This window comes from Rhizobium leguminosarum, from assembly GCF_019798305.1.
Taxonomy (GTDB): domain Bacteria; phylum Pseudomonadota; class Alphaproteobacteria; order Rhizobiales; family Rhizobiaceae; genus Rhizobium; species Rhizobium leguminosarum_U.
The window spans coordinates 269,437-294,564 of record NZ_JAAXDD010000005.1 but is presented as its reverse complement, the minus strand read 5'-3'; the positions used below and the strand labels follow the sequence as shown (position 1 = coordinate 294,564).

Sequence of the window (25,128 nt, the reverse complement as noted above, 5' to 3'; positions counted from 1 at the left end):
CGAACATTATCCACTCCTGGAATGAATGGATGAATACTTGCGCTGCCGTCTGCAAATCCACGGCTCGACCGGCGACGCTGAGTTCAGTTTCGCGAACATTCAGGTCGGACCAACAATACATCATCATACGGCATAATCGCCAACCAGCAGGCTCTGAACCCGAGGATTGAATTCGTCTTTCTCAATCGCGTGTTCGATGCGCGCCCGTATCGATCGATATTTATACAGCATCTTACGGTCGAAGCTTATTCCGCGATACAGCGAGTTGTAAATCGGATGTGCTTTGCGCAGGTCGACGTACACTTGGCTTTCTTTATCGGTCCATGGAAAGAACGTTCCGTGCCATGGCTTTGGATGCGCCATATAATGGACGATCGACAAGGAGGACATGGTCACCAGATGAAGGAACTGTTTGGGAAAGTTCCACCGGTTCGATACGAGGATGAGCGATGAACCGCAGACATAATTCAATGCGCCCTGATCATGTTTGCCCTCGCAGGCCTCGGGATTTCTAGCAAAAAGCTCAAGCGCCTCCTGTCCGATCCAGCCGTTGCGATGGAATTTCAGGACCCCCGCATTGAAATAGTGGCTGTCCTTTCCGGTGTCGAGGAAGTCATGGATCGCCGTGTAATCGCGCGCCGCGAAAAACCTGCCTTCGGGCACAACTGCACTTTCGAAAGCACCCAGATTGCTGACGATCTGGGTATCCCCATCGAGGTAGATGATCTGAGTATAATGGGCAGGCAGGATCTCGCAAAGGACCAGCTTGGCCATCGTGCTGACGCTGATGCGTCCCTGGAAATGCGAACTGTCGAGCTTGCCGAGCGAGTCCTGCAGCGCCTCAGTCGCATCGATCAATATGACCCCGTTCGTTGCGAGCAGGGCTTTCAGCTCTTCGAAATTGTCGAGATGTTCCGACATGAGGACGCAGACATCGGTCGCGGGGCTTGCGAATTTGCGAGCCTGAAGAGCCGAGAGAATGGTCGGAAATGAATATTCGACATCCGTGACGTAGACGACGCACTGATTGTTCATGTCATCACCCTTCCGATTGTGCGCAATACGATTGAATCGGCATTGTCTTTGCGAGGCCAGCGAACAGTTGTGAATTGAGCCGACAGCTCTGTCATATGAAGGCCCTGTTCAGTATATATTGACGACATCCGGTCCAATGGTGCTGAATCGGTGTCTGGCTGACGGCGGCTTTTGTGCGTTTCATTGTTGAGGTATTCATTATGAAGAATGCCTTGTCTGTCATAAGGCTGTGTTTCGACATATCGTTTCGCGGTACGACGATTGGTGCCGGGACGTTTGGTGGAATGCGGAGGGGAGGGGGATTGTCATGTTGATCACCATACTTGTGGCAGCCGTCATTTCGATCGCTGCCGGGGCTTCTATCCGCGCCTGGGCTTTCGCAATTTTTGCATTTCTCGTGGCAATCGGCTTCGGCAGTGTGGCTTTCGCCGACGGGTCTTCGGTGATTGCGGCAATCCTCTTCGGTGTCGCCATTCTCTCGTTCATGGAAATCGGCTATCTGGCGGGCGTGTTCCTCTCGGGGTTTTTGCGACGCAGTGCCAGGCTGCGGGAAAACAATTCTGCTGCAGATAGCGTCGCGACCACCCGTGAGCGCCCGCAAGGCTAATATCGACATAGTATTCGCCGCACAGCCCTCTGCGGATGGCCTTGCAGGGCGGCGTTCGTTCGCCAGTTTGTTTTTACAGGCGATTCTTGAAAGATGCGGCGTGACCGGCCAGCTTCGGCCCCGTGCCGGCACGCCAACGGCTTGATGAGATTGCCATGCTACGCCATGGCGGAGCTCCACAGCGGGCGTCATCGTGTTGAAAACATCGGCGCTCTCATCAGAGATGTCGATGTCCCCAATGGAATCTGGTTGGCAAGCGATCGGGTCGCGCGGCGTGGCGAGGTATTGGTTGCCGCCAGGCAGCCGGCCGCCAGGCCGGCCGTGGTGCTAAACAGCAAACCGAGATCGGTGCCGCTTCCCGATATCGCCGCCGAGGCGACCTGAGCGATGGATGCCATCACCGCCGCGTTTCCGATTGCGTGCATCTCCCGATCGCCTGACCTATGCCGGCCGGAGGCTCTCACGAGGCTGTACAGGAAGGCGGCGAAGAGAAGAGTGCCGGTCAATCCGACATTGGAAAGCAATGCAGCGATGAAGCTCGAAGCTCGAACCGTGCCGAGCCCGGCGCCGAAGGTGGCCGTATCGACGAATGCGATCAATGCAAGCGTGTTCCAGGCAGTGCGCTCTTCGCCGGATTGCGATTGTAGCTTGTCCGACAAGGTGGTGTTCACCAGGCCGGCGATGGAATCCCACGCATCGGGGACAAGGCTGAGCGCGACGATGGCGCAGGGAATCAAGAACAGCGTGATCACCAGGAGTGTCACGTGCGGGGTCGTGGCCGGGCCGCCGATCAGTCGTTTCAAGCAATACAGCACGAACATGCAGACAATGAAGATGCCGGCGATATAGGCGGTTGTCGATGTGCAAAGGACGATCGTCGGGCCGATGAAAAGTGTTGCAAGTCCCGCCATGCGGCTCTGGACGCGCTCCAGCCAAAGCATGAGCGCGAAGGAAAAATAGGCCAATGCGACCGCGCCATAAGTGCTTGCTTCGGGGAACGAACCGACGATGCGTTTAAAGCCGCTGATCGTCTCGGCCGTATGCATCGTATAATTCGCATTTCTGATGACATCGAGCAGGTAGGACTGGTCGGTTAGGAAGGTTCCGATATCGACCAACGCCAGGACAAAACATGCGATCGAGGCCACGATCAACTGCAGTGCGATGAAACGGGCATATCCGAGCCTGGTAAGCCCCGAGATGGCGGCAAAGCAGGCGAGATCGCCGAGCAGATAGACGGACTGGCTGAGATTGGACGAACCCGGCGACAGGGGAGCGGCCACCGTCGACATCATGCCCGTGGCGTCTCGTGCAGAGGAGTAGACCAGGGTCGCGCCCGCAAAGATGCGGGGCAAGAAGAAAGACGATGCCACGGAAAACAGGATGTAGCAGGCAAACCAGAAACCGGGACCCGGATAGGCGAGGCTGGCCAGCATGGCCTGTGTTTGAGCCGGGCGCAGCAGGGCGGCGGCCACGAGAAAAAGTACCAGTAGATGGCTTGGCTGGATGCTGCTGCCGCCGAGCGCCGGCAATTGGAGAGCCGCTGCGGCCCCCAGCAGCGTCGACAGGCAAAGGGTCGCGACCGCAAAACGCGCGCCGTTGACCATGCCAAGCAGGCCGAGCAGCAGAACGATGAAACCGATCGGTTCTATCGACACGCTTCAGATCCCGATCCGGATGGCGAGCGGCTGAGGCATCGGTTTTGCCGAAGACCGGCATCCGCCTTTCGGCGCCATGCTTGAGGCGGAAGCCGCCATCTGTCGTCGATGCTCACAACAGCCCCCTAATTTGATCCCGTCTGGGATATCCAGCCGGCAGCCGCTTGATTATCGCCTGCCACATTCGACAGCGGGACGGTCGAGCTTTGCTGCGGTGCGGACTGCAGCTGCAGTGGAGGCGACGGCGTCTGAAGGTCGGTGTCGATGCCGATTTCGATGACATCATGCGGCCGCAAGGTGGTCGTCTCGTCCGCCTCGATGTTGCGGTAAGTCCCGTCTTCGTTGCGACGCACGATCCTGTAGTTCTTCTGCGCTCTGCCGAGACCCGGCGTTTCCGTATTCATCTGGGCGAGCTGCGCGCTGTAGCCAGCCTGCTCGCCCAGAAGCTGGGCCACCTGGATATCGATCGCCGCCCTGCCGATCGCCAGATTGACCTGGTTCAGCAGTTCCTGGTTTTCGCTGTTCTGCCGGTTGACGATATTGATCTTCGAGCGGTCGGCTTCGCTGAGCCCCTGGCGAGCCGTGGTCAGGGCGACTTCGAGATCGATCAGGGTGCCTTGCGCATCCGCGACCCCGCGGTCGACCGAGACCTGACGGGAATTGCTGACCAAGCCCTTGCTCACCAGGCTGTTGACATTGTCCAGTTCCTTCTGCGCCAGGTCGATCTGCCGTTTTTGCGAATTGATCTTGGCCTCGAGAGACTGGACCTGCTGGCCGTAAAGACGGCTGAGGTCGCTTGCTGCTTCGATATGGCTTTCGATATCGACGCGTCGCAGCCGCATCAGGTTCAATTCCTGCGCCTTCAGCTTGTCCACATCCGGCGTTCCGGCGAGTTCGGCAGGGATCTCGAAACTCTGTTCGCCGGCAATCTCGGCGCGCAACCGCGCCTGGCGCATCAGAAGATCGCGCCGGTTGAGAATGGCGGTTCGATAGGCGCCGGCGGCCTGGATCCGGTCGCGCTCGAAGACGGTATTTTCCTCGCGCTCCCGAAGGAAGCCGCCAGCGATGCTGACAGCCTTCATGACCGTCATATCGGCCTCAAAAGCATAGCGCCCAGGAGTTTGCACGGTTCCGGTTACGAAGATCGGTGCATGTTGAGCGATCTCCACCGCGATGAACGGTTTTCCCGGCAGTTCGGCCTTTTCGGAGAGCGCAGTGGCGATCGCATCCGAAACCTGTTCCGTCGTCTTACCGATCGCCTGCACCTGGCCGGCGATCGGAATCGCCAGATTGCCGGCGTCATCGACTGTATATGTCCCGCCGAGCGCCTCCCAGCTGGCATACCGGGCATCCGAAGATCGCCATTCGACGACACGCAGTCGCACCTGATCTTCCGGCACGAGCGTATAGTTTTCCGCATGGGCGACGCTCCAGCCGGTCACGCAGGAGGATACCAGCAAGGCAAGGGCGGCGGAGATGAGGCGATCGGACAAGGATGTGCGCTGCATGTCTGCTATCTCCGTTTCGTTGCGATCGGCGGCGAAGGCATCTCGCGCGGCGAGGGATTGCCGAATTCGAGAATGCGCGACGGGGAGGCGCGGCCGATAAGAAGATCGGACAGGGCCAGCAAATTGCCGTTCAAACGTCCCCAACGGTCGATCAAGCGATCATTGAACAATAGGCCTCGCGTATTCGCCAGGATGTTACGGCCGATCTGTGCAACGGCACGGCCCTTCGACATCGTGCCCTTCCGGGTCAGGTAGACAGGATTGGCAACCTGCGAATAGCCGAGTCTTCGGCCGGACTGGCGCCCGGATCTGACGCCGAGGTGCACCCCGCGGGCACCTTCGACACGGACGGACCTGCCATAGCGGGCGATGGACCGGCTGAAATCGACATCCTCGAGCCAGCCGTAGAGCGGCAATTGTTCATCAAAGGCCAGCGCGTGCTCGATAATGGGTGAGAGGCGAACCGCCATATTGCATCCGTAGGCGTTATAGACATCCGTCACCTGCACGGCTCCTTCGGCCGCAGTTTCAAGAACCTGCAGGGCGTTTGACATGCTGAGGCCGCCGTCGAGGATGCCATCGGCCAGAACTTCGCCGGTGGCGATCGCCACGTCGGGGTTTGCCGCAAAGACAGCCGCCATCCGCGACAGGAAGGTCACGGCGGGAATGAAGTCGTCATCCAGGAAGATCAGAACATCCGTATCGGCAGCGGCCGCCTGGATGATCCTGTTGCGCTGAGAGGTCAGGCCGCGGCTGCCGACAATGACTTCCACGTCGCGGCGGTCGGCGAGCCCGGCTGCGTCGTCGATCAAGGGCACGCAGACGATCAGCCGCTGGGCCTGATACTGCAGGGCCATGAGATAATCCACCGTCTCCCGCAGTATCGAGGGCCGGCCGGCCGAAGCGATCCCCACGGCCATTCGCAATGGGCGGCTCGCGTGCCCCGTCATGGCTTCCGCGCCGCAAGGAACAGGCGCCGGTCCGATCGGGCTGTCCTGCCTGGTTGCTTCTGCCGAAGATGAGGTCATGACTCTATTCTTTTCGGTGCATGATTGATGATCGCGCCGAGGATCTCCGCGCCGACATTCCGCAGGGTGTCGATGACGCGCATAGTGTCGTCGATCGAGGTGCGCCCGTGCGACGTGACCACGAGGACACCGTCCAGTTCCGGCGCGATCGCATTGGCATCCGGCGACGCGGAGAATGCGGAAATGTCGACGAATATGGCGTCGAACTCCTTTTTCAGGTCGGCGAAACTCAACTGCGTACGGCGGGAACTGAGGCGTATGGCTGGCGTCACCGCTTCGACTTTGCCGAGGGGAAGGAATTTCAGCGTCGGGGTGAGGGGCAATGCCGCCGCCTGGAACAGTTCGCCATTTTCGAGAACATCGACGAGGCCTGTGGAACTATGGGGGGCGATCGATTTGCTGAGCGACGAATTCTGTGCGGCTGCATCGATCAGCAGCGTGTGAGCGCCTGATATGGAGGACAGTACCGCAAGTTCGCATGCTATGGTCGACGCCCCGCCGCCGGGATTGACGGCGACGATTCCAATGACGACCCGGCGTTTGCGCCGAAGACCGACGACCGTCGCGCTCAGTTCCGCCATGCCCGGTATGACAGGATAGGCGGCTGTGCTGCTGCTGCCAGTACCGGCGGCGAGGAAACGTGCAGGATGACCATTGCGGATCCGCCTCGATGTCGCCAGCAAAGTGACAAAGGGCAGTCCACCGGCTTCCGCGATCTGATGGGGGCGGATGATTCGGCGATCGCCAGCGTGCCTGATCATGGCGAGTGCGAAGCCGACGCCAAGACCAACCGCCGCCGCAAAGGCGATGATGAGCGCGCTGCGTGGTCTGGCTTTCGAAAGAGGCAGGGTGGCCCGAGAGACGATCGTGGCATCCGACACCGGGTAGGTGATGCGCTGCCTGGCTTCGGTCAGCTGATTTAAGGTATTTTCATAGAGGGTGCGGCGGGCGTCAGTCGCGCTCTGCAGCTCCGCAAGCTTGAACTGATCGCGCGGATTGCTCGTGAAGCTTGCCAGGGCACTGGCAGCTTCGGCCAGTCCGCGCTGCTGCTCGCTTACGAATCTGGTCAGCCATTCGCTGTATTGCCGGGACGCATTGGCCTTCATTGCGATATTCTTCTGGATATACTGCCTGGCCAGCGTGTCGGCGATGTCGACGGCCTGCTGCGGGGTCGACGCTGCAGCCGATATCTCGATGATCGTCGAACTCCCGATCCGGCGTACTCCCATCATGTTCAGCAGCGTGGCGACCGCCCGATCATGGATCCGCCCGTCCTCGATCTGCAGTTGCGGCTGTCTGTCACGCGGCCCTGTGCCTACTGCTTCCTGCGATTCCGTATCCGATTCAGAAGAAATCCCCATCAACCAGTTCTTTGCCCTATCCTGCAGCGAAGGCGCCTGATCGACAAAGTCGGGATCGGTATCGAGACCAAGCGCCCTTACCGTTTCGCTGATGACATCGCTGGATCTGGCGATCTCCAGCTGTCCCTCTATGAATGCGTCTTCTGCGAAAGACCTTTGTGCTTCGGTGCCGCTCACCTGCGGGAAGATCACAAGTTGCGTGCTGGCAACGAAAGTCGGCTCGGCGCTCAGCACATAGATCCCCGCCATTGCGAGGAAAACGAGCGTCGTCGCCACAATCCACCGCCAGCGCATCCCGAGAAAGAAGAGCATATCTCGCAAGGTCAGCGGCGAATTCCCGCCAGTGGCTGCGGCAGGCAGAGATATCGGAGAAACACCGCTGAAGATCGTGCTTGAGGTCATGTCGTCCTAATCCAAAATGGCGAGATCACGGAGCAACCAGGGAGTGGCGGCTTGGAGGGGACGGGGGCAGCGTGTCTTCCGATTTCAAGCATGGTCGGCAGCTTCCCCTTGAATGCTCAGTACGAGCCGCGCTGCGAAAACAGAGCGGGAATGGTCTTAGCAATGATGACGAAGTCCCGGCCGAGCGACCAGTTGTCGAGATAGTGAACGTCGAGGGAAACCCGGTACTCATAACTGACATCGTTGCGCCCGCTGGTCTGCCAGTGACCGGTCAGGCCCGGGCGGACGGCCATGTAGGCCCAAATATGCTCGCCGTAGCGCGGCAATTCCTCGGCCGTGATCGGCCGGGGGCCGACAAGGCTCATGTCGCCACGCACGATATTGATCAGCTGGGGGAGTTCGTCGATGCTCGACCGCCTCAGGATCTCTCCGACGGCTGTGACCCTCGGATCGTCCTTCAGCTTGCGTGTCTCTTCCCATTCGCTTCGCGCAGCCGGGTTGTTTTGCAGCAATTCGGCAAGTTGAGCACCCGCGTCGGTTTTCATCGTGCGAAACTTGAGGCACCCGAACGGCGCTCCACCGACGCCAATACGCGTATGGGAATAGAAGACCGGGCCGCGGTCGCTTATCTTCACGATTATTGCGACGATCAACAGAAGCGGCGAAAGCAGGATCAGCGCCGTGATTGCGATGAGAAGGTCTATCGCGCGCTTCGACGATCTGCCTGCCGCACGAGGCCGGGACGAATGGAGATCGCCGTCTTTCGCGGACCGTCCGACACGCGACCAGGCCTCGAAACTATGTGCATCCCATGTCATCGGTGGTCTCCAAAACATTCCGATTAAGAACCGTTCAAAGTTTGCTGCGCCGCACTCTGGTTGTCTGTTACCAAGGTCATAATCCTTAATAAATTCTTTATGCTACTAACGGGCAATAGCGAATTTGGATTACACCTTGATGGCCTTCTTTTCATTTCAAACGACAATCTAACCTAATTCGGAGCGATTATTTGCTGATTCTTATTTATCAGTTTTGATATCATCATTTCGATTATTGCCGTTTTTAATTCAATAAGCCATTTTATTAGGCAGTCATATTCGATCAAACGGCAGTTTTTTAGCTTCATTGAGATTTTGAATTCAGTTCATGATGTATATTTTGTTTTTGAACCAAATAGATGCTTTATCTTTACGTTAAATTCCTGTGATGTTATTTGACTCTCATATTAAGGCAATATAAATGATGCGGTGCAGCATTTTCTATGGTTATTCGCGTACTCGGAGTTATGCGCATGGATGGGGCGACACACACATCAGATCGCAAGGCCGGCATCGTCAAGCCGGCGATATCGGCTAACGGCAGCATTCATCTCAACAGCCGCATCGTCATCGACGACGAATTTCTTTCCTGCCGGTCGAGCGTCCGGCGATTCCGGCGCGGCGAAGTCATCGCCGGGGCCGGCGTCCTCGTTGATACCTTCGCGCGCGTCCATTCGGGGGTGGTCAGCGCCAGCACGATGCTGCCCGACGGCAGGGAATTCATCGTCGAGATTATTCCGAAATCCGGCCTCATCGGCGAGCTCGAGGTCCTGCGTAGGCAGACGTTGAGTCTCGAATACCGCGCCGGTTCCAACTGCGAACTGCATTTCTTCGAAGGCAGGCTGCTGCGCGACATGTACGCCAGCGATCCCTGCTTTCGCGAAAAGGTTTTCTCCAGGGCGCTGGCGCGTATTTCAGAGCTTGAACTCCGGATCATTGCCAATGCGGCGTCGAGCCTGCAGTCGAGGCTGGCCAGCACGCTGCTGCGGCTCTCTTCTGTTTATGGAAAAGATGCGGCAAATAGCGGCGACGAATTAATCATCTCGCAAAATGACCTGGCCGCGACGCTGCCGGCGTCCCGCGAGAAGGTCAATCAATGCCTGCGGCGCCTGCGGGAAAGCAAGATCATCGACGGGGGGCAAGGCAAGATCCGCATTCTCAACCGCACGGCGCTGGAGGCCTGTGCCAACGGCGCGGTTTCGGTGAAGTGATGCGCCCATCGCTTCCCGAGGCTCTCCGATCCGCAGCAAGCGTCGGCCGCTTTCCCGGCCCAGGCACGACAAAGATCGATCGCGTGGTCATCATCGACGACTACTCGGTGGCCAGAGGCGGCGCGACGGCGCTGGCGGTGCTGTCGGCCAAGCTTTTTCGGGGGCTCGACATCCCCGTGACCTATATTTGCGGGGATGACGCCGCCAATGTGGAGCTTGTCGCGCTCGGGGTTTCGATGGTCGGTCTGAACAGCCGCGACCTGCTCAGCGCCGAGCGTGCGAAGGCTTTCGTGACCGGCATTCATAATGGCGCCGCTGTCCGTATGGTCGCGAACTGGGTTGCCGCAAACGACACCGCCAATACCGTCTACCATGTCCATGGCTGGCACCAGATCCTGTCTCCGGCGATTTTCAAAGCACTGGCGCCGGTCGCCGGACGATGCGTGGTTCACGCGCATGATTTCTTTACCGCCTGCCCCAACGGCGCCTTCTTCGACTATCAGGCGCAGGAGATCTGCCTTCGGCGCCCGCTCGGCGGAAGCTGCATTGCGACGGCTTGCGACAAGAGAAGTTATTCGCACAAATTGTGGCGGGTCGCCCGCGGCTCCAATATCCTGCGGCTGCTGAAGGATCAGGCCGATTTCGGCCGGATCATCCTGCTGCACGAGAAGATGGCTGGCTTTCTCGTCGGCGCCGGATATCGGCCCGAACGCCTGACGACGATCCGCAATCCCGTCGCTCCGCTATCCATCAAACGCATCGAGGCGGAGGCCAACGACGAGTTCGTCTTCATCGGGAGGCTGGATGAGGAGAAGGGCATAGAAGACGCGCTGGCCGCCACGCGCAAAGCCGGCGTCCGGCTCTGCGTGATCGGGGACGGGCCGCTGATGCCGCTGGTCGCCGCTTCGGGAGATCACGTCAGGGCCGTCGGCTGGCAGTCGCATGCCGAGATCGGCCCGATCATCCGCAAGGCGCGCGCACTGTTGATGCCGTCGCGCTATCCCGAGCCGTTCGGTCTCGTCGCTATCGAAGCGGCCAGGAGCGGTCTGCCGGTCATCATGTCGCGCAGCGCCTTTCTCGCCGAGGAAATGCAAAGAGCCGGCATGGCGCTTGCCTGCGATACGGCTGACGAAAGCGCCTTTGCCGATACTTTGACGCGATTTAGCCAAATGCCGAGGCACGAGGTCCGCGCCACGAGCGAGCGGGCTTTCCGGCTATCGCCGGATCTTGCGTCGACACACGAGGAATGGCGCGACGCGCTTCTTGCCGAATACCAGAGCCTGATTTCGGCGAATGCGGTTCCCGAGCTGACAGACGGTGTGGTGATACAAGGAGTATCGAGTTGACTCTCAAAGCAACAACCTCTCTTCCCGACGCGAGGGCATTTCTCGGCGATGCGCCTGTCATGGCGAAAAGACGTGTCACTGATGCCGGAGGCGCGAGCGACACAAAGCAGCTTCGTGTCGCCATCGTGCATTATTGGCTCGTTTCGATGCGTGGCGGCGAGAAAGTCGTCGAAGAGCTGTGCCGCATGTTTCCGCAGGCCGACATCTTCACCCTCGTCTGCAACCGGGATCGCATCAGCGATTTTCTGAAGACGCGGAACATCCGCACCTCCTTCCTGCAGAAGATTCCCGGCGCGCAACGGCATTATACCAAGATGCTGCCGCTGATGCCCTTCGCGCTCGAGCAGTTCGATCTGCAGGACTACGATCTCGTGCTGTCGAGTGAATCCGGCCCCGCCAAGGGCATCATCACGCGCGCCGACGCGCTGCATGTCTGCTACTGCCACTCGCCGATGCGCTACATCTGGGATCAGTTCCATGTCTATCGTCATGGCCTGCCCTGGGTTGGGCGCGCTTTGATGTCGATCACCGCGCCCATGCTGCGCGCCTGGGACGTGACGACGTCCTCGCGAGTCGATGTGTTCGTCGCCAATTCCGATTATGTCGCAAGCCGCATCCGCCGCTTCTACGACCGGGAATCCATCGTCATCCATCCGCCCGTTGCGACGGACGATTTTGCGGTGGGGAAGGGAAAAGGCGAATTCTATCTCTATGCGGGTCAGCTGACCACCTACAAGCGGCCGGATATTGCCGTTCGCGCCTGCACCGAGGCCGGGCGGAAGCTGGTCGTGATCGGCGAGGGAGAACAATTGGCTTATCTGAAGTCGATCGCCGGACCGACCGTTGAGTTTCTCGGCCATCAGCCGTTCAACGTTCTGCGCGACCACCTGTCGCGATGCCGCGCGCTGTTGTTTCCCGGCACGGAGGATTTCGGCATCCTTCCGGTGGAAGCCATGGCATCGGGGCGGCCGGTCCTGGCTTTCGACGCCGGCGGCGCCAGAGAAACCGTTTCCTCGCCGCAGGTCGGTTTTCGCTTTGCACAGCAGACCACGGAAGCTCTGTTGGAAACGATGGCGGCGTTCGAAGAGGTGGAGGACGATATCGATTCGAATGCCATCCGCGCGCACTCGCTGAAATTCTCTTCCGCCGTGTTCCGCGACTGTCTGTCCAGCCTGATCGAACAACAACTGTCCACCCATGGCGACCGATCCGCCGAGGTCTTCAGAAGACGGCCGGACTGACGGAAAAGGACGGAGTTGCCTGTCTTGCCGCTGGGACCGAAACCGTCTCAATCCGTCGATGAGGAATAGAAGATAGATCATGTCAAGCGTATCTCAGAAGACGGCGACGGCGAGTATCTGGACAATCGGCGGTAAATTCCTGGCGCGACTGCTCGATTTCGTCAGCCTCCTGATCCTCGCAAGGCTTTTGAGCCCGGCGGATTTCGGCCTTGTCGCCATCGCGACCTCGGTTCTGGTCATCGTGGAGACAATCCTGGACCTGCCGCTGACGCAGGCCCTGATGCGCCAGCCGTCGCCTTCGGACGATATGTTTGCCACGGCCCTTACCCTCAGCCTGCTTCGAGGCGTGGCCATCAGCATACTGATGATGATCATTTCCTGGCCGATGGCTCTGATCTATGACGATTCCCGGCTTTTCTCGCTTGTCGCCGTGCTCTCCATCGCGCCTGCGATGCGCAGTGTGATCAGCCCCCGCATGGTTCTGTTCATGCAGCGGTTCGATTTCAAACGCGAGTTCGCACTCGATCTCATCACCAAGGGTTCGACACTGCTGTTCGGTGTCGGGGTGGCGGTTGCGACCGGCAGCTATTGGGGACTGGCGATCGGCGCGGTTGCAGGCCCGACCGCCGCTGCGATCACCTCCTATGTCTTTGCACCGATGCGACCGAGGTTCAGCCTTTCCGAGTGGAAGCACTTTCAGGACATGATCAGCTGGAACACCGTGTCGCAGGTGCTGAGTTCGATCAACTGGCAACTGGACCGGCTGCTTTTGCCACGCTTTACCGGCTTGTCGACGTTCGGCGCCTTCAGCGTCGCCGACAATATTGCCGGTATTCCATACCAGACCTTTGTTGGGCCATTGTTGCGCCCGCTGATGGCAGCATTCTCGACCGTCGATGACCGTCGTAATCTGATCACTGCCTATTTGAAGGCGACGAACGCGATCACCTTCGTGGCCGCGCCCATCCTCATCACGCTCGCGCTTCTTGCCGAGCCGGCCGTACGGATCATCGTTGGCGAGAAATGGGCATCCGCCGCGCCGATTCTGCAATGGCTGTGCATCGTCAGTCTGCTCGGTCTTCCGACGAATATGATGCCGCCATTGGCCATGGTCCTGAATAAAACCCGTTATCTCGCTCTCCGGATGTTTGCCGAGTTCGCCGTCAGGGTTCCGGTCACCGTCCTGGGCATTGTCTATTTTCAGGTGGCAGGAGCATTGGGCGCACGGATCGTGGCGGTGCTTGTCGCCTATGCCGCATCGCTCATCATCACGCGGCAGCTGATCGGTGCGACGTTTGCCGCTCAGTTGCATGCCTTTTTACGGCCTCTGGCCGCGAGCTTGCCGATGATCGCTTTCCTGCTGTGGATGGCGCCGATGCTCGCCGCCATGCCTGTCGGCCTCAACCTTATCGTCAGCCTGGCGCTTTGCGGCGGGGCGGCCGTCGCGATCTTCTGGGCCTTCGCGCTGCTGCTGTGGCAGGTTGTCGGAAGGCCCGACGGCATCGAGACCATCGTCGTCCACAGGCTCATGCCGCGACGAAACGGGGTTCTCACCTTTTGATCGAGACAAGTGTAGTCCAACGATTGGTTTGGCGTTTTCGGAGGAGCAGGATGCGTTACGGGATATCTTCTAAGGCTCTGGGTTTGCTCATCGTACTCGGTCTGGGGGCGTTGCCCGGCCGGCCCAGCGTGGCTCAACAACCACTCAATATCAATGCGTACCAGCTAACGTTCGAGGAAAGTTTCGACAGTCTCGACGTCTCGGCCTGGGGGGAGAGAAGCTCCCGCTGGATCGCCCATACGCCCTGGAACGGCGATTTCGGTGATGCCCGTTTCACAGACCCGGCGCCGGGCTTTCCGTTTACCACCGATCAGGGAGTTCTGAAGATCGAAGCGCGCAAGGAGGCCGATGGAACCTGGCGCTCGGGCCTGTTGTCGTCGGTGAACCCCAAAGGCGAAGGGTTCTCGCAGCAATTCGGTTATTTCGAAGCACGGATGATGCTGCCGCCAGGCAAGGGTGTCTGGCCGGCCTTCTGGCTCATCGGGCTTGACCGGTCGAAATACACCGCCGAGATCGACGTCCTGGAATATTATGGACGCGCGCCCTACGAATTCAGCATGGGCTTTCATATCTGGCGTCAGAGCCAGGGCGGCCAGAACACGACCGGCGGCCATTGGCAAACCGTCCAGGACGGAATTTTGAACAGCGAATACCACACCTACGGCGTCGATATCCAAGCTGACAAGACGAGCTTCTATCTCGACCGTCAGTTCATCTGGAGCTTCGATACGCCGAAGGAGTTCCACATGCCGTTCTATCCGTTGGTGAACCTGGCGCTCGGCTCGGGTTGGCCGATCGATGAAACGCCGAATCCTTCCATCCTGCTCGTCGACTATATTCACGTCTACCAGCGGAAGCCTACTGACGCAGCGAATTGAACAACTGAGGGGAAAACCGTGCTGTCGCTAAAGCGCGTCGCGATCTTTCAGATTCGCTCCTCGCGCTTTAGGTCCTTGTTTTACGCATGTCGTTGTCGCAAAACCGCTGCACACTTTTGCGCGGCATGCTCTAATGGCCGCAGCTGAGACCGGTTTCCGGGTCGAAGAGATGCATTGCCTCCTCGTCGAAAAAGAGAGTGAGCTTTTCGTTGTCGCGGATCGGGGTGCGTGGCGGCAGGCAGGCCATCAGACGCTGATCTCCGGCAAGGGCGGTGACGACGAGTTCCGGGCCGGTCAGCTCTGCGACCTCAAGGGTTGCCTCGATCGACGGGCCAGTGCCGCCCGTGCGAAGCGCCTCGGGACGGATGCCGAGGACAAGGTCGCGGCCATTGCCGGCCGCCTCGCGGAAACGGGCGGGCAGAGGCAGGCTGGCATCGGAGCCGGAAAGCGCCAGGCGACCATCTCGCGCCGTCACCTTCAGCAGGTTCATCGGCGGCGCGCCGACGAAGGTGGCGACATAGAGCGTTGCCGGATGGTTGTAGATCTCTTCCGGTGTGCCCAGTTGCTCGATGCGGCCGTCGCGCATGACGGCGATGCGGCTTGCAAGCGTCATCGCCTCGATCTGGTCATGGGTGACATAGACGACGGTCGTCTTCAGCATCTGGTGCAGCCGCTTGATCTCGGTGCGCATCTCCATGCGCAGCTTGGCATCAAGGTTGGAGAGCGGCTCGTCGAAGAGGAAGACCTCCGGCTTGCGCACCAGCGCGCGGCCGATCGCGACGCGCTGGCGCTGGCCGCCGGAAAGCTGGCTCGGCTTGCGGTCGAGAAGGTTTTCGATCTGCAGGAGCTTTGCGGCATCGTGTACGGCCCTGTCGCGCTCCGGCGCCGGCACCTTGCGCATTTCCAGGCCGAAACCGATGTTCCGGTGCACCGTCAGATTGGGATAGAGCGCGTAGGATTGAAAGACCATGGCAATGTCGCGGTCCTTCGGATGCACGCTAAGCACCGAGCGGCCGCCGATCCTGACATCGCCGCTCGTTGCCTCGGCAAGGCCGGCGATGATATTCAGCAGCGTGGACTTGCCGCAGCCGGAGGAGCCGAGCAGCACCAGGAACTCGCCACTTTCCAATGAGACGTCGATGCCTTTCAGCGTCTCGACGTCGCCGTAGGTCTTGCGGATGTTCTGAATTTCGAGCGCGCTCATCGCACAGGCTCCTCAGGAGATGACGGGCCGCCATAATTGCGGGGAAGGGTGGAGATGGCGCGTGAGGCGACTGCGGTTCCCGCCTCCAGGCAGGAGATCAGCGGCTCATCGCTTGCGAGCGAGGCGAGGAAGGCGGCGTTGAAGACATCGCCGGCGCCGATCGTATCGACGACCTCGACAACGGGTGCCGCCACCGAAACCAATAGGCCGTCCGGCCCGATCGCGAGAGCGCCGTCCGGGCCACGCTTGACGACAATGATCGCACTCTCCGGCATATGCGACTTGATGTGACGAGCCGCCTCGATCGGATCGGCGATGCCGGCAAGCGTCGTCGATTCGACCTCATTCAGCAGCGCGATACCGCTGCGGGAGAGCCAGGCGCGCGTCGCCGCGCAATTCTCGTCTGTCCAGCCGTCGAGCGGCCAGCCGGTATCGAGCGCGACAGTGATGCCATGGCTGTCGGCCCAGTCGAAGAAGGCGTCATAATCCGCTGTCAGGTCGTCGGTCAGGAACGAACCGCAGAGAAGGGTGTAGCCGCCCTGCAACCTTGCGCCCTCGATGACCGCGAAGACATCAGCCAGGCTGAAGCGCGGCAGGTGGCCCTTTGTCGTGAAGAAGGTGCGCTCGCCGTCCGGATGGGTGATGCCGACGGAGAGCGTCGTTTTCTCAGGATGTACCGGCCACTTGTCGGAACGGTGGCCGAAGGCTTCGCTCAGCCAGCGACCGAACTGGTCACTGCCGATACTGGCGGCGATCTCGAATTCGACGCCGAGCGCTTGCCAGACGAGCGCGCTGTTGCCGGCGGCTCCGCCGACGCGCAACTCGTCATGGTCGACGATGATCTCCGTCCCGGCTTTCGGCCAGGGCGCGGCTGGTCCGAGGATCAGGTCGATGTTGACGTTGCCGATGACTGCAAGCGGCCGCATTCATTCGCTCCGGGTGATCTTGGTGGAGCGGACCGGCGTTCCGGCATCCTCCACGCGGGCATGGGCAAAGGCGATCATCAGCCGCTGGGCGACCGGCAGCATGGCGAAGATCGCGGCAAGACCGGTTGCAGGCGCAAAGCGGATCGTAACCGCGCCGGCAACCGGCGCTTCGCCCGACGCGTCGAACAGGATGACCGGGGCACTGGTCGCGACGGCGGATGTCGCCATCGCGGTGACCAGGCCGGCCGTCTCGTCCAAGCCGCGGAACAACACGACGCCGATCTCGGATCCCAGCATCTCCATCGGTCCGTGGCGCAGCTGGCCGCCTTCAAGCGAGAAGCAGGGACGGCGCGACAGCTCGGTCAATCCGAGCGCGAGCGCCTCGGCAACACCCTGCAGCCGGCGGCCCGAGGTGACGACGGTTGCGACGTTTTCGAGTGCCGAGAGGGCGGCGGTGATGTCACGGTCTTCCGGCGTCTTGAGGGCGGCAAGTGCGGCGTCGGGATTTTCGCCGAGGGCGGCGAGGATTGCCAGATGCAGGGCGAAGGTTACCGTCAGGCTGCGGGTCGCGGCGAAGGCTAGCTCGGTGCCGCCGCTGCCGACCAGCGACGGCGCGGTTCTTGCGAGGAAGGAGCCGCCTTCGAGCGTCAGGCCGAAGGTCTCTTCCGTGCCGCCGGTTTCGTCGAACCAGCGCAGGACTTCCGCACTTTCGCCGGATTGCGAGGTGACGAAGATCGTCCTGCCGGCGATCGGCAGCGGCTGGCCGAGCTGCTCGGACAGCGGCAAGGCGACGGCATCGATGTCGAGGGCCCGGTAGAGCGGTTCGACGGCGCGGTTGACGGCATGCGAGCCACCCATGCCGATGAGCAGCAGCCTGCCGGTCTTTTTCAGCGAGGCGGCGGCCTGGGCTGCCATCGGCTGGGCAGCTTCGTAGGAGGCAATCGCATCGGCATGCTGGCGCGCCATTTCGCGATCGATCGCGGCAAGTCCGGCCGGCCGGGTTGTTTTTGATGTCATGTTCATCCCTTGACGCCGCCGCTGGTCAGCCCCGAAATCAGGGCGCGTTGCATGACAAGACCGATCAGCACCGGGGGCAGGGCGGCGAGCACGCCTGCCGTCGCGATCAGTCCGTAATCGGAAACGCGGCCGCCGGCGAGATCGGCAATGGCGACGGTCAGCGTCTTGGCGCGCTGGTCCGAGGTGAAGAGCAGCGCATAGAAGAATTCATCCCAGGCAAGCAGGAAGGCAAAGAGGCTTGACGTCGCCACCACGGGGGCGGCCAGCGGCAGCGTGATGATCCTGAGCGTCTGAAACAGGCCGGCGCCGTCGATCATCGCGGCGGATTCGATTTCGCGCGGAATAGAATCGAAGCCTGATTTCATTAGCCAGGTAGTGAAGGGCGCCAAGATCGTCAGGTATACCAGAGCAAGCCCGAAGACGTTGTTCAGCAATCCGAGATGGGAAAGCCCCATATAGAGCGGCACGGCGAGCGCCACCGGCGGTAGCATGTAGGTGGCGATCACCATCGACAGCGACCAGCCGACGGACGGCGTGCGTGATACTGCCCAGCCCGCCGGAATGGCCAGCGCAATAGCGGCGATCGTCGCCATTCCCGCCACTTCGATGCTGTTTCGCAGCGACGAGGTGAAGGCGGCGCCGGCGCTGTTTTCGAGCGTCGCGAGCAGCACGCCGTAGCGCGAGAAATCCACCGTCTGCGGCCACCAGCGCAGCGGCTTTGCCGCAAGGTCGGCGGTCGGCGAGATGCTCATGATGAACAACCACAGGATCGGCGCGAGGATGACGGCAGCAAGCAGCAGTGCGCAGAGGTGAATGAAGGCGGAAAAGAGCGGGCTCTGGCGTTCCATCAGGCCGCACTCCCGGCGGTCTTGCGCACCAGAGCGGCGTAGCCGGCGGCAAGCAGCGTCACCAGCAGCGTGACGATCAATGCCAGCGAGGCGCCCGAGCCTGCCCGCTGGAAGGAGAAGGCTTCCTGATAGACGAGGATCGACAGCGTGCGCGTGCTGTTGGCCGGGCCGCCGCGGGTCATGACCCAGATGATGTCGAACACTTTGAAGGCCTCGATCGTGCGCAGCACCAGGGCTACCATCAATGGGCCGGCGAGATGGGGCAGGATGACGAAGCGGAAGCGGGCGAAAGCGCCGGCGCCGTCGACCAGCGAGGCGGCGGTGATGTCGCGCGGCACGGCCTGAAGCGCGGCCAGCGCGATCAGCGCCACCAGCGGGAAATTCTTCCAGCAGTCGGCGATGATGAGGGCCGCCAGCGCCGTGCCCGGTTCGCCGAGCCAGGAGCGATAGGCCTCCAGCAGGCCGAGTTGGGTCAGCGCGGCGTTCAGTGCGCCGTATTCCGGATTGTAGATCAGCCGCCAGAGTGTGGCGTTGACGACGGTCGGCAGTGCCCAGGGCAGGATCATCAGGGCGCGAAGCGCGGTGCGGCCGCGAAACTGCTGGTTCAGCAGCAGGGCTGCCAACACGCCGATCACCATTTCGGCGGCGACCGAAACGATCGCGAACCATGCGGTAGTGGTGAGCGTGCGCTGGAAATTCGAGCCGGAGATCATCTTTGCGTAATTGTCGATGCCGACAAAGCTGCCTTCCGTGCCGACGAGCTTGGCGTCGGTGAAGGAGAGGCCGACGGTATCGATCAGAGGCCAGCCAATGACTGATATCATGACCACGAGAAGCGGCAGCATCAAAAGCCACGCGCGGGTTGTCAGCCAAGTGCCCGACATCAAGGCGACCCTTCTTCATTACAGGTTTTGGAGACCGGGCGACGGCAGGCGCCGCCCGGGTTTTCATGGCTTGATCAGAGGCCGCTATTGTCTGCTGCCGACTTCAGCGCGTCCTCGGGAGAGGACTGGCCGAGCAGCGATTCCTGGATCGCCTGCTGCAGCGCGGTCGAGAGCTCCTGATATTTCGGCGTCGTCGGACGCGGATACATCGCGGCCAGGCCGATCTTGGCGGCGGAGATCAGCTCTTCCTGGCCCTTGGTGACGGCTGGATCCTCATAAGACGACGCCCAGATCGGCAGGCTGAGCTTGGCATAGGCATTCTGCGTCGCCTGCGAAGTCATGAAGGTGATGTATTTCCAGGCTTCATCAGGATGCTTGCTGGCCGAAGTGATGCCGAGGCCCATCGAGCCGTTGACGGCCGAAGCCTCGCTCTTGCCGGCAACACCCGGCGCCGGCACGACGCCGACCTTGCCTGCGACCTTGCTGTCCTTCGGATCGTTGGCCATGTTGTACATGTAGGTCCAGTTCAGCGCGAAGGCGGCATCGCCGTTTTCGAAGACCTTGCGGACGTCCTCTTCCAGGAATTCCTTGGAATTCGGATTGGTCAGGCCGGAGGAATAGCTGGAGACCATGTACTTCAGGGCGTCGAGGCCGCCGCCGGTCTGGAAGGCCGGTTTGCCGTCCTTGAGGAAATCGCCGCCATAGGCGCTGACGAGCGTGGTGTAGTCGCAGATCGCGGCTTCGGCCTGCGACCAGCTCCAGGCGATCGGCGTGGCAAGCAAGCCCTTGTCCTTGATCGTCTTTGCCTGTTCGGTCAGTTCGTCCCAGGTCTTGGGCGGGGTCTTGATGCCGGCCTTTTCGAGGATTTCCTTGTTGTAGAACAGGTATTTGGTGTCGAGGATCCACGGCATGCCGTAATATTTGCCATCATATTGCACGGTGGTCCAGGCACCCGGCAGCACGCCCTTCTTCATCTCGTCGGTGACGCGAGAGGAGACGTCGACCAGCACCTTGTTGGTGGCGTATTCGGCCGGCCAGATGACGTCGAAGAGGACGACGTCATAACCACCGCCGGAACCCTGAGCCAGCACCGTCTTGTCGTGCAGGCCTTCATAGGGAACGAATTCGAGATTGACCTTGATATCGGGGTTCGCCTTGGCGAAGGCGTCGGTCATGGCGCGCACGTCAGCCTCGCTATAGGCGGCCTGCGCCATGAAGAGCGCGTTCAGCGTCGTTTCGGCGAAAGCATGCGGCGCAAGGGATGCGCCGATCAAGGCCGCACCCAGAAGCGTCTTGTTAAAGGATTTCAGCATTGCAGCCTCCAGTTTTTGACATTTACGCATTGCCGACGGCGGTCCTCCGCCATCGGTGTTCGAGAAGGCACGCGCGGAATGCGTGCCGGTTCGTCGTCTCGGAGCGTCGTCGGAGCCCTTGCCGGCCTCCTGCGTTCCCTGGAACTCTCCGGTCCCTTAATAAGTCAAGTGTCTTGACTTATTACTTCTTCAACATTCTATTGGAGTCAAGAGGGAATTGCACATGAATGACAGCCGGCCGATCCGGGCCAAGAGCGGCACCAATCACGAGGGCACCAGCGCGCATAACCGGCGCGTGATGATCGATGCCCTCAGGATCAACGGTGCGCTTTCACGCGCCGATCTGGCGCGGGCGACGCGGCTGACCAAGCAGACGGTGTCGAATATCATCGAGGAACTTGAGCGCGACGGTCTCGTCAGTTCGCAGGAGACGGTGAGGAGGGGCAGAGGCCAGCCGTCGACACCCTACGGCCTGGTGCCCGAGGGCGCCTTTGCGATCGGCTTGCAGATCGACCGGCATGTGACGCGGGCGGTCGCGGTCGATCTCGTCGGCAGCGTTCTCGTGCGTGATGAAGCCGGCCTCCCACCTGGAGGTCCGTCGAACGGGACGAAGGTCATCCTCGACCTCGTCGCCGGCATACGCTCAAAGCTCGCCGGAATCGTCCAGCAGTCGGAAAAGCGGCTGGTCGGCCTCGGCGCCGCCATGCCCGGGCCTTTCGGAGTTGCCGGCAGTGGCGATGATCCTTGGATGATGGAGGCCTGGCAGAAATTTCCGTTGTTGGAAACGCTGACCGCCGGCACCGGGCTCGATGTCGGCCTGCAGAACGATGCGGCGGCGGCAGCGACCGCCGAACGCATGGTGGGAGCTGCCCACGGCCTCGACCACGCCGTCTGCCTCTTCGTCGGCTATGGCATCGGCGCCGGCCTCATTCTCAACGGCGAACTCTACCGCGGCACCAACGGCAATGCCGGCGAGATCGGCATGGCGCTGCTGTTTGCCGACGGCAAATCGACGCCGCTCGAACATCGCGCCTCGCTCGCCTCGCTCTATCAGCATCTATCGGTCGATCCCGCCGATCCTCATCTCTACGCACATATCAACGATCTCGCCTTGAGAGGCGATCAAAGCATCCGGGCCTGGGTCGAAGCAGCTGCAGTGGACATGCGCTGGAGCATCCATCTCATCGAGACGCTGTTCGATCCGCAGACGGTGATCCTCTGCGGCAGCGCACCGGAAGCGCTGGTGAACAGGTTGATTGCGGCAATCGGGCCGTTGCTGCCCTCGATCGCCGAACGTCGTGGCCGGACGCTGCCGCGCCTGCAGCCCGGCATGGCCGATCCCTGGTCGGTGGCGCTTGGCGCTGCCGCCGGACCGATCAGCCGTGCATTCGATCCGCGTTTTGCGGCGATCCTGAAGGATTCCCTGCAATCCTGAGGCCTAAACCCTGAGGCCTAAACTCTGAGGTTGCACACCAGTGCAATGGCGAAAATGCCAGCGTTTTTGCAAGTTTCGTTGCGGCGGAGTAGCTGAATAAAGGCGCTCTGTCATAATATAAATAAATATTAAATACCCCTAAAAATTCCATCGTTTCGAATATAGCTGCAATCTGCTGGCAATATATTGAAGCAAGATCTGAAACCTCTATAAATATTTCCCTGGATTTGCGAACAATGGTTGTATGAAGGTTTTATGACAACTTTTTTTAGATGGCTTCATGTCATGTAATATTCATTGGCCGCGGCAATTTGAACCAGCTAATAGGGCGTGCGCTGAAAGTGCGCGTCCCTTTTACCCTCGAGGTTCTCATGCAAGCCAAGCTTCTCGGCGCCGTTGGCGCCCTTCTCGCTACAGCGTTTCTTGCTGGTCCCGCTACCGCCGCCGATAAGACCAAGATTGACTTCTGGTTCGGCAATTCCGGTGACATCGCAAAGCGTGTCCAGGAGCAGTGCGATCGCTTCAACCAGTCGCAGGCCGACTACGAAGTCGTCTGCACCAGCCAGGGCAGCTACGACGCGTCCCTGCAGAACACCATTGCTGCCTTCCGTGCCGGCAAGCAGCCGACCATCGCCCAGGTCTCCGACGCCGGCACCCTCGACATCATGCTCTCCGGCGCCTACTACCCGGCCAACAAGCTGATGACCGACATGGGCTACACCGTCGACTGGAAGGACTACTTCTCCGGTATCTCCGGCTACTACGCGACATCGAAGGGCGAGATGTACTCCTTCCCCTTCAACTCCTCGACGGCTCTTCTCTACTGGAACAAGGACGCCTTCGCCAAGATCGGCAAGGATCATGCTCCGGCGACCTGGAAGGAAGCAGGCGAGGATCTCAAGGCTCTGAAGGATGCAGGCTATGCTTGCCCGCTCGGCTTTGACATCTCCAACAACGAAGTCTGGCAGTACATCGAGCAGTTCGAAGCCGTAAACGGCGAAGCGATCGCCACGAAGAAGAACGGTTTTGAAGGTCTCGACGCCGAGCTCGTGTTCAACAAGAACCCGCTTCTCGTCAGCTACGTCAAGGACCTCAAGTCCTGGTACGACAACAAGCTTGCCGTCATCAAGAACAAGGCTGTCGGCCAGACCTTCGTCGAAGCTTTTGCCGCCGGCGATTGCCAGGTCATCCTGACCTCGGTCGGCGACCACGGCAATGTCGGCCGCACCGCCAAGCAAGGCATGAACTGGGGTGTTGCCATGCTCCCGACCTACGGCGACGCAACCCGCCACAGCTCTTATGTTGGCGGCGCTTCGCTCTGGGTTCTGAAGGGTCATTCCGACGCTGAATACAAGGCCGCCGCTGCCTTCTTCAACTTCATCGCAAAGCCGGAAGAAGCTCTTACCTGGTCGACCGTTACCGGCTACATCCCGGTTCGTAACTCCGGCTTCGAATATCTGAAGAAGCAGGGCTTCTACGACAAGGCTCCTTATGCCGGCCGCGAACTCGCCATTCAGAGCCTGACCGCTTCGCCGGCTGGCGACGCGGCTCCGCACGGCATCCGCCTCGGTGGCCTGCTGCAGGTCCGCACCGAAATCGCCAATGGTCTGCAGGCAATCTTCGTCAACAATGCCGATGTCCAAGCTTCGCTCGACAGCGCTGCCGAGCGTGGCAACACGCTGCTGCGTCGCTTCCAGCAGACCTACAAGAACGTTCAGCTCCCTTGATCGATTGGATAATGAGCCGCACCCGGCCCGCATTTCGCGCGCCGGGTGCGTCGTTGCAAGTTCTTCAGTCGGCCGCGGATGCGGACTCGCCGCCCGCGCCTGAAGCGCGCCGCAATCTTTCAGATTCGCTCCTCGCGCTTTAGATCTCTATTTTGACGCATGTCGTTACCGCAAAACTGCTGCACATTTTTGCGCGACATGTTTTAAACCAAACCAGGACGAAAACGACCACTCATGGAAAAGCGCGTCACTTTCTCCTCAACGACGATCGGGCTGCTCTTCGCATTTCCGATGCTGTTGCTGATCTTCGTCTTCTTCTATTGGCCAAGCGCGCAGGCGCTCTATTGGGCGTTCACGCTCGAGCAGCCATGGGGCGGCGGTAATGCCTGGGTCGGTTTCGACAATTTCAAACAGCTGCTCACCGACCCGATCTATTGGGACTCGATCACCCGCAGCATGATCTTCGGCTTCAGTTCGACGGCCATCGCCATGGGGCTGGCGCTGATCCTGGCGCTTTTGACGGATCGTGAACTGCGCGGCCACAAAGTCTACCGGTCGGTCTTCATCTGGCCTTACGCAATTGCCGCTCCCGCTCTCGGCCTCGCCTTCCGCTTCATCCTGGCGCCGGAGGCCGGCCTTCTGTCGGTTATAAACCACGTCTGGCCCGGCCTCTGGAACCCCGCGCTCGACGGCAAGGATGCGATGATCGCCGTCATCGTCGCCTTCTCCTGGAAGTATATCGGCTACAACTTCATCTTCTTCCTCTCGGCGCTGCAAGGCATTCCGCGCTCGCTGATCGAGGCCGCCGCAATGGACGGTTCGGGACCGATGCGCCGGATCTGGGATATCCAGCTGCCCCTGTTGACGCCGACGCTTTTCTTCCTGCTCGTCATCAACATCACCGAGAGCTTCCAGGATTCCTTCGGTATCGTCGACGTGATGACGCAGGGCGGCCCGGCGCGCGCCACCGAGCTCATGGTCTACAAGATCTATTTCGACGGCTTCAGAGGTCTCGACTATTCGGGCGCCGCAGCGCAATCCATCATCCTGATGGTGCTCGTCGTCCTTCTCACCATCTTCCAGTTCCGCTTCATTGAGCGGCGCGTGCATTACAAGTGAG

21 protein-coding genes are annotated in these 25,128 nt (G+C 60.4%); 9 read left to right on the top strand and 12 right to left on the bottom strand.

Translation table 11 applies throughout. The features are described 5' to 3' along the window. Nucleotides 1–123 precede the first annotated feature (123 nt). Nucleotides 124–1,035, bottom strand: a complete 912-nt coding sequence (locus HFO99_RS11475) for a glycosyltransferase family 8 protein (RefSeq protein WP_222361258.1) — start codon at nt 1,033–1,035, stop codon at nt 124–126. A 307-nt stretch (nt 1,036–1,342) separates the two neighbouring features. Here HFO99_RS11475 and HFO99_RS11470 point away from each other — a divergent pair, with 307 nt between their 5' ends. Further along, nucleotides 1,343–1,642 carry a hypothetical protein gene (locus tag HFO99_RS11470; RefSeq protein ID WP_064247357.1) on the top strand — a complete coding sequence of 100 codons (300 nt, stop codon included), beginning with the start codon at nt 1,343–1,345 and terminating at the stop codon, nt 1,640–1,642. 188 nt (nt 1,643–1,830) lie between these two features. Here HFO99_RS11470 and HFO99_RS11465 read toward each other — a convergent pair whose 3' ends face one another. The 5 genes from HFO99_RS11465 to HFO99_RS11445 all read right to left on the bottom strand — a co-directional run bounded on the left by HFO99_RS11465 (nt 1,831) and on the right by HFO99_RS11445 (nt 8,417). Then, entirely contained in the window at nt 1,831–3,300 is a 1,470-nt protein-coding gene (locus HFO99_RS11465; protein WP_222331128.1) for a hypothetical protein, read from the bottom strand. Between the two features lie 125 nt (nt 3,301–3,425). Further along, the gene (locus HFO99_RS11460; RefSeq protein WP_222361256.1) at nt 3,426–4,808 is read right to left on the bottom strand and encodes a polysaccharide biosynthesis/export family protein; all 1,383 of its coding nucleotides are present in this window, start codon (nt 4,806–4,808) and stop codon (nt 3,426–3,428) included. A 5-nt stretch (nt 4,809–4,813) separates the two neighbouring features. Then, nucleotides 4,814–5,836 (bottom strand): glycosyltransferase family 2 protein, encoded by a 1,023-nt coding sequence (locus HFO99_RS11455; protein ID WP_222361254.1) that lies wholly within the window; start codon nt 5,834–5,836, stop codon nt 4,814–4,816. Then, nucleotides 5,833–7,599, bottom strand: a complete 1,767-nt coding sequence (locus HFO99_RS11450) for a GumC family protein (protein WP_222361252.1) — start codon at nt 7,597–7,599, stop codon at nt 5,833–5,835. Before HFO99_RS11450 ends, HFO99_RS11455 begins: the two co-directional genes overlap by 4 nt. 116 nt (nt 7,600–7,715) lie before the next feature. After that, nucleotides 7,716–8,417, bottom strand: a complete 702-nt coding sequence (locus HFO99_RS11445; RefSeq protein ID WP_222331132.1) for a sugar transferase — start codon at nt 8,415–8,417, stop codon at nt 7,716–7,718. Between the two features lie 473 nt (nt 8,418–8,890). On the opposite strand from HFO99_RS11445, the gene HFO99_RS11440 reads away from it, so the two are divergent. The 5 genes from HFO99_RS11440 to HFO99_RS11420 all read left to right on the top strand — a co-directional run bounded on the left by HFO99_RS11440 (nt 8,891) and on the right by HFO99_RS11420 (nt 14,654). Beyond that, complete coding sequence (locus HFO99_RS11440; RefSeq protein WP_409994931.1) at nt 8,891–9,628, top strand: Crp/Fnr family transcriptional regulator; 738 nt, start codon at nt 8,891–8,893, stop codon at nt 9,626–9,628. Further along, nucleotides 9,628–10,974, top strand: a complete 1,347-nt coding sequence (locus HFO99_RS11435; RefSeq protein WP_261323098.1) for a glycosyltransferase family 4 protein — start codon at nt 9,628–9,630, stop codon at nt 10,972–10,974. The genes HFO99_RS11440 and HFO99_RS11435 overlap by 1 nt, the downstream gene beginning before the upstream one ends. Further along, nucleotides 10,971–12,215 (top strand): glycosyltransferase family 4 protein, encoded by a 1,245-nt coding sequence (locus HFO99_RS11430; protein WP_222361247.1) that lies wholly within the window; start codon nt 10,971–10,973, stop codon nt 12,213–12,215. The genes HFO99_RS11435 and HFO99_RS11430 overlap by 4 nt, the downstream gene beginning before the upstream one ends. A 79-nt stretch (nt 12,216–12,294) precedes the next feature. After that, complete coding sequence (locus HFO99_RS11425; protein WP_222361245.1) at nt 12,295–13,776, top strand: lipopolysaccharide biosynthesis protein; 1,482 nt, start codon at nt 12,295–12,297, stop codon at nt 13,774–13,776. A 50-nt stretch (nt 13,777–13,826) separates the two neighbouring features. Further along, a complete protein-coding gene (locus HFO99_RS11420; protein WP_222331135.1) occupies nt 13,827–14,654 on the top strand; it encodes a glycoside hydrolase family 16 protein in 828 nt (275 codons plus the stop codon). Nucleotides 14,655–14,784: 130 nt separating this feature from the next. Here HFO99_RS11420 and HFO99_RS11415 read toward each other — a convergent pair whose 3' ends face one another. The 6 genes from HFO99_RS11415 to HFO99_RS11390 form a co-directional block, all read right to left on the bottom strand. Further along, nucleotides 14,785–15,858 carry an ABC transporter ATP-binding protein gene (locus HFO99_RS11415; protein WP_222361243.1) on the bottom strand — a complete coding sequence of 358 codons (1,074 nt, stop codon included), beginning with the start codon at nt 15,856–15,858 and terminating at the stop codon, nt 14,785–14,787. After that, nucleotides 15,855–16,784, bottom strand: coding sequence for a PfkB family carbohydrate kinase (locus HFO99_RS11410; protein ID WP_222331137.1), 930 nt, complete (start codon nt 16,782–16,784; stop codon nt 15,855–15,857). Before HFO99_RS11410 ends, HFO99_RS11415 begins: the two co-directional genes overlap by 4 nt. Continuing rightward, complete coding sequence (locus HFO99_RS11405) at nt 16,785–17,807, bottom strand: SIS domain-containing protein (RefSeq protein ID WP_222361241.1); 1,023 nt, start codon at nt 17,805–17,807, stop codon at nt 16,785–16,787. It abuts the gene before it with no gap. Next, nucleotides 17,804–18,649, bottom strand: a complete 846-nt coding sequence (locus tag HFO99_RS11400; protein ID WP_222361239.1) for a carbohydrate ABC transporter permease — start codon at nt 18,647–18,649, stop codon at nt 17,804–17,806. The genes HFO99_RS11405 and HFO99_RS11400 overlap by 4 nt, the downstream gene beginning before the upstream one ends. Then, nucleotides 18,649–19,533 (bottom strand): carbohydrate ABC transporter permease, encoded by an 885-nt coding sequence (locus HFO99_RS11395; protein WP_222361237.1) that lies wholly within the window; start codon nt 19,531–19,533, stop codon nt 18,649–18,651. The genes HFO99_RS11400 and HFO99_RS11395 overlap by 1 nt, the downstream gene beginning before the upstream one ends. 74 nt (nt 19,534–19,607) lie before the next feature. Next, the gene (locus HFO99_RS11390; protein WP_222331140.1) at nt 19,608–20,846 is read right to left on the bottom strand and encodes an extracellular solute-binding protein; all 1,239 of its coding nucleotides are present in this window, start codon (nt 20,844–20,846) and stop codon (nt 19,608–19,610) included. A gap of 223 nt (nt 20,847–21,069) precedes the next feature. Here HFO99_RS11390 and HFO99_RS11385 point away from each other — a divergent pair, with 223 nt between their 5' ends. The 3 genes from HFO99_RS11385 to HFO99_RS11375 all read left to right on the top strand — a co-directional run bounded on the left by HFO99_RS11385 (nt 21,070) and on the right by HFO99_RS11375 (nt 25,127). After that, nucleotides 21,070–22,281, top strand: a complete 1,212-nt coding sequence (locus tag HFO99_RS11385; RefSeq protein WP_222361235.1) for an ROK family transcriptional regulator — start codon at nt 21,070–21,072, stop codon at nt 22,279–22,281. 371 nt (nt 22,282–22,652) lie between these two features. Further along, on the top strand, nt 22,653–24,008 hold the full coding sequence (locus tag HFO99_RS11380) for an extracellular solute-binding protein (protein ID WP_222361233.1): 1,356 nt from the start codon (nt 22,653–22,655) through the stop codon (nt 24,006–24,008). 234 nt (nt 24,009–24,242) lie between these two features. Continuing rightward, nucleotides 24,243–25,127, top strand: coding sequence for a carbohydrate ABC transporter permease (locus HFO99_RS11375; protein WP_017965892.1), 885 nt, complete (start codon nt 24,243–24,245; stop codon nt 25,125–25,127). Nucleotide 25,128 lies beyond the last annotated feature (1 nt).

Bases quoted from the DNA above. Each gene is read 5' to 3' on its own strand.
- HFO99_RS11475 (WP_222361258.1), bottom strand. From the start codon at position 1,035: ATGAACAATCAGTGCGTCGTCTACGTCACGGATGTCGAATATTCATTT.
- HFO99_RS11470 (WP_064247357.1), top strand. From the start codon at position 1,343: ATGTTGATCACCATACTTGTGGCAGCCGTCATTTCGATCGCTGCCGGG.
- HFO99_RS11460 (WP_222361256.1), bottom strand. From the start codon at position 4,808: ATGCAGCGCACATCCTTGTCCGATCGCCTCATCTCCGCCGCCCTTGCC.
- HFO99_RS11455 (WP_222361254.1), bottom strand. From the start codon at position 5,836: ATGACCTCATCTTCGGCAGAAGCAACCAGGCAGGACAGCCCGATCGGA.
- HFO99_RS11450 (WP_222361252.1), bottom strand. From the start codon at position 7,599: ATGACCTCAAGCACGATCTTCAGCGGTGTTTCTCCGATATCTCTGCCT.
- HFO99_RS11445 (WP_222331132.1), bottom strand. From the start codon at position 8,417: ATGACATGGGATGCACATAGTTTCGAGGCCTGGTCGCGTGTCGGACGG.
- HFO99_RS11440 (WP_409994931.1), top strand. From the start codon at position 8,891: ATGGATGGGGCGACACACACATCAGATCGCAAGGCCGGCATCGTCAAG.
- HFO99_RS11435 (WP_261323098.1), top strand. From the start codon at position 9,628: ATGCGCCCATCGCTTCCCGAGGCTCTCCGATCCGCAGCAAGCGTCGGC.
- HFO99_RS11425 (WP_222361245.1), top strand. From the start codon at position 12,295: ATGTCAAGCGTATCTCAGAAGACGGCGACGGCGAGTATCTGGACAATC.
- HFO99_RS11420 (WP_222331135.1), top strand. From the start codon at position 13,827: ATGCGTTACGGGATATCTTCTAAGGCTCTGGGTTTGCTCATCGTACTC.
- HFO99_RS11415 (WP_222361243.1), bottom strand. From the start codon at position 15,858: ATGAGCGCGCTCGAAATTCAGAACATCCGCAAGACCTACGGCGACGTC.
- HFO99_RS11410 (WP_222331137.1), bottom strand. From the start codon at position 16,784: ATGCGGCCGCTTGCAGTCATCGGCAACGTCAACATCGACCTGATCCTC.
- HFO99_RS11405 (WP_222361241.1), bottom strand. From the start codon at position 17,807: ATGAACATGACATCAAAAACAACCCGGCCGGCCGGACTTGCCGCGATC.
- HFO99_RS11400 (WP_222361239.1), bottom strand. From the start codon at position 18,649: ATGGAACGCCAGAGCCCGCTCTTTTCCGCCTTCATTCACCTCTGCGCA.
- HFO99_RS11395 (WP_222361237.1), bottom strand. From the start codon at position 19,533: ATGTCGGGCACTTGGCTGACAACCCGCGCGTGGCTTTTGATGCTGCCG.
- HFO99_RS11390 (WP_222331140.1), bottom strand. From the start codon at position 20,846: ATGCTGAAATCCTTTAACAAGACGCTTCTGGGTGCGGCCTTGATCGGC.
- HFO99_RS11385 (WP_222361235.1), top strand. From the start codon at position 21,070: ATGAATGACAGCCGGCCGATCCGGGCCAAGAGCGGCACCAATCACGAG.
- HFO99_RS11380 (WP_222361233.1), top strand. From the start codon at position 22,653: ATGCAAGCCAAGCTTCTCGGCGCCGTTGGCGCCCTTCTCGCTACAGCG.
- HFO99_RS11375 (WP_017965892.1), top strand. From the start codon at position 24,243: ATGGAAAAGCGCGTCACTTTCTCCTCAACGACGATCGGGCTGCTCTTC.